This window comes from Streptobacillus canis, assembly GCF_009733925.1.
Taxonomy (GTDB): domain Bacteria; phylum Fusobacteriota; class Fusobacteriia; order Fusobacteriales; family Leptotrichiaceae; genus Streptobacillus; species Streptobacillus canis.
Window position 1 is genome coordinate 1 of the sequence record NZ_WOEI01000044.1, and the last position, 4,290, is coordinate 4,290.

A 4,290-nucleotide genomic window follows, 5' to 3' on the forward strand; every position below is an offset into this window, starting at 1 on the left:
GCATAACTAATTACACCATAAAATGTTGATTTTATCAATGTTCATGAGTGTTTTTAGTATCAAAAAAAGCCAGTTTTTTGCTGGCTTTTTTGGTTATTTAGAGCTGTTTATTTCGGAACAGCCCCTTTTTATGAAAAATAAAATGAAAAATTTTATTTTTAAAATCAATTTTTAGGAGAAATAATGAAAAGGATTTTATACAAATTAAAACGCTTGATAAAACAAATATAAAAAGAATATAATAATAGTAAAATAAGGATAAAATAAGGAGTGTACATTAAAATATGAAGAATTTTAAGTTTAATCAAGTAGAAAAGACGATGAAAGCTTATCTTAAAAGAAAAGTTTCAATTTCACAAAAAACATTAATAGCCTTTTTAATAACAGGTGTTTTTGGAATTAGTATGCAAGTAAATGCAGCAGTATCTCATGATGACGCTAAAAATAGTATTCATGTAGGAACAGTAGCGAATGAAGGTAGTAAAAATATTTTAGTTGGAGATGTTTCAACAAATGGGAGTCATAGTTTAATTTTTGCAGAGAAAAATGATGAACCAAATAATAAAGGTTGGCATGGAAATGGAGATTATAGAATAGTTTTTGGTAAGTGGACAGCTTCTGACTCAAATGTAAATCATGCAATTTTATTTGGAGATGCGGCAGGACACGCAGCAGGAGGAAAGTATAAATTTATATTTGGAAATAGTGCTGGTTTTAGAAATAATGGAGACTATAATTTTGCTTTTGGGTGGAAAGCAGGTAATGATGCTAGAACAGACTATAACTTTGCTTTTGGTTCTGAAGCAGGACATAACATTAGCGTTGGAGGAAATAACGTTGCTTTTATGAATGGAGCGGGAGCTAATATAGCTGGTTCATATAACATGTCAGTTGGATATCAAGCTGGGCAACAAACAACAGGAAACTATAATTTTGCATTTGGACCACAAGCAGGAAAGATAGTTACTGGAGATGAAAATATTGCAATAGGTTCTCATGCAGGAAAAAATGTAGTAGGTCATACAAATTATGCTTTTGGACGTAATGCAGGGCAAGAAGTGTCAGGTCTTGGAAATATTGCACTTGGAGAAAATGCGGGATTTAATGTTAAAGGAGCGACAGATACTGCAAGTTTAACAAAAGGATTTTCAAATGTTGCTATAGGAAAAGCTTCAGGAAGAAATGTTATAGGTAATCATAACTATTCTTTAGGAGAAAATGCAGGAAATTATGTTGGATATAGAATAAATTGGAATAACGGAGTTTTTGTTGATAATAATAATCCTGAAGAATATATTAGACCAGGAGAAAATGATTCAACTAAAAGGTCAGGTGCGGAGCATAATATAGCATTAGGACCAAATTCTGGAAGTTATATTGCAGGGCAAGATAATGTTGCAATAGGACAAGGAGCAGGAAACTTTATAGATGGGGAGCAAGAAGGGGGAGCAGGAAATACAGCTATAGGGAAACAAGCTGGAAATAAAGTATATGGGGATGAAAATATTGCTATAGGGAAACAGGCTGGAAATGATATAAATGGACATCAAAATATTACTCTAGGAAATGAAGCAGCAAATAAAATAAAAGGCTCAAACAATATTGCTATAGGAGTAAGAAGTTCAAATACATTACCAGAATTTATAGAAAAAACAGACACAATTTCTTTAGGGACAGAATCAAATGCAACTAAAAATAAGGCTATTGCAATAGGAGCATCTTCACAAGCAGCAGAAGAAAATTCATTAGCTATAGGTACTGAGGCGTTAGCTACTTCAATTAGTTCAATTGCAATAGGGCATGGATCACAGGCTGCAGGTGAAAAAAGTATTTCAATTGGGACAGGTAATCTAGTAACTGGTGAAAATTCAGGAGCAATAGGGGATCCAAGTTATGTAAGTGGAACAGGTACATATACTATAGGAAATAATAATGGTACAGTAGATACACCAATAGCTGGAAACAATGCTGGAATTTTTGGAAATAATAATAAATTAACAGCTCAAGGCTTAAACAGTCGTATTATAGGTAATAATAATGAAATGAAACAGCATGATGGATTTATAATAGGGAATGACTCTAAAATAAATTCAAGTCATACAGTTGTAATTGGTAATGAAATTGAAGGGAATCAAGCACAGAGTGTCTTTTTGGGATATAGATCAGCATTTAATGATACTAATTCAAGTGCAGGAAATTTAGACGTTAGTACATATGTTTTAAAAAATACAGCAGGTGAAACAAAAACAACTCTTGAATTTGCAGGGGGAGTAAATGTAGGTATAGTTACAATAGGTAGAGCTGATTCTCCGAGAAGATTACAAAATGTAGCAGCAGGATTAATTTCAAGAGAATCAACAGATGCAGTAAATGGCTCACAGTTATATGCATTAGCAAATTATGTTGCTAATTTAGAAACAGCAGTAACAACTGTAAAACCAGTAGAAGTAGTTGAAGGAAAAAATACAACAGTAACACCTGGAGGAGGAGCAGATAAAACAACTTATGCAGTAAATGTAGAAGGAGAATTAATAGATATTACATCTATTGCAAAAGATAATACAAAGATTTCGTTAGAAGCTGAAGGAATAAATGTAAATGGATCTAAAATAACAAATGTAGCAGCAGGAACAGAAGGAACAGATGCGGTAAATCTAAATCAATTAAATGAATTAAAAACAAATATTACAAATAATATAGCATCTATAACAAACATAGAAAATAGACTTGCAACAACAGCATTAACAACAGCAGACGGAGTAGTAAGTGTAACTGCAGGGGATGAAACAAAACTAGTAACTGCAGAAACAGTAAAAGATGCAATAAATAATAGTGGATTTAAAGTAAAAGCAGAAGCAGCAGGAGGAATAATAGCAGGAAATGCAGTTTCAACATTAGTTAAATCGGGAGAAGAAGTTAAGTTTAAAGCTGGAAAAAATGTTACAATAGATCAAAATGGAAAAGAATTTACATTCTCAGTAAATCTTCCAGAAGCTAAAGCTATAGAGTATTTCTCAGTAAATTCAACAGTAGCAGGAAACAAAGATAATTCAGGAGCAACAGGATTAAATGCAATAGCAATAGGACCAAATGCAACATCAAAAGTAAAAGATGGAGTTGCTTTAGGAAATGGAGCAGCAGTTGTATTTGAAGGAGCAGCTGGAACATCAGGTATAGCTATAGGAACAGAAGCTAAATCACATCAAATGAGTAAAGCTTTACATGAGGTATTAGTAAGATTTAAGAGAACATCAGAAAATATGTCAGGTGGAATAGCAATAGGAACTAAGACACATGCAAGAATATCTACAATAGATATAGGTAATAGAGATTATGTAGGAAGAATTGGAGATATAGAGTTTAATAAAAATGGAGTAGATAGTTGGAATAGTATATCAGGAGTAGGAGCAACGACATTAGGAGATAATTCAATAAATACAAGTAATTTCTCAACAATAAATGGGGCATTTAATACAATAACAAATACTCAAAGAAATGGAAATCAATTCCATAACTTAGCAAAAGCTATGCAAGGATTTGGGTCATCTATATTAGGGACATTAAATAGTATTGAAGGTAATGAGGATTTAGTAGGAACTGGAACAGGTCTCATGGACAAGGTATTAGTTGGATTAGGGACAAAACAACCGGCAAGTGGATTAATGTATAGTGGAACAGCTTCAGCAGTAATAGGTATTGCAAATAGAGTAAGTAAGAGTAATGGATCATTAATTTATGGAGCAGGAAATGAAATATTAAATTCATACTTATCACCTACAGGAGCAAATGATGTAACAAAATTAGTAGGAGCAAGTTTCATAGAACCAACAAATACAGGAGTAGAAATAAAAGAACTATCAGATACATTTAGAAAATATATGGGTAATGCAAGATTAGGCTCAGTAGTAGTAATAGGTGGAGCAAATAAGGTAGATCATGCATTATTCTCAAGTGTAAATGGAGTAGGAAATACATTAACTGGGAAAATAACAGAGACAGTAACTGATAAGAATACAACTATGAATGTAGTAACATCAGATGCAAGTATATTCTCAGTATTTAACCAAATAACTGGATATGAAAATGAAGGTAAAAATGTTTCGCATTTAGTTTTAGTTGGAAGTAAAAATACAGTAGAAAATGCTACAAAAAACATAATAACAGGAAATAACCATATATTAAAAGGAACAGCAGATGCAAAAGCAGAAGGAAATATAGTATTAGGATTTAATACAACAAAAGAAGAATCAAACTTTAAAGTATCTGGGAAAAATATAGTAGCAGTAGGAA

1 pseudogene is annotated in these 4,290 nt (G+C 32.3%); it reads left to right on the plus strand.

Going from position 1 to position 4,290, the window contains the following annotated elements:
* Positions 1–284: 284 nt before the first annotated feature.
* Positions 285–4,290: pseudogene (locus GM111_RS07935) on the plus strand (hypothetical protein); the annotation flags it as partial.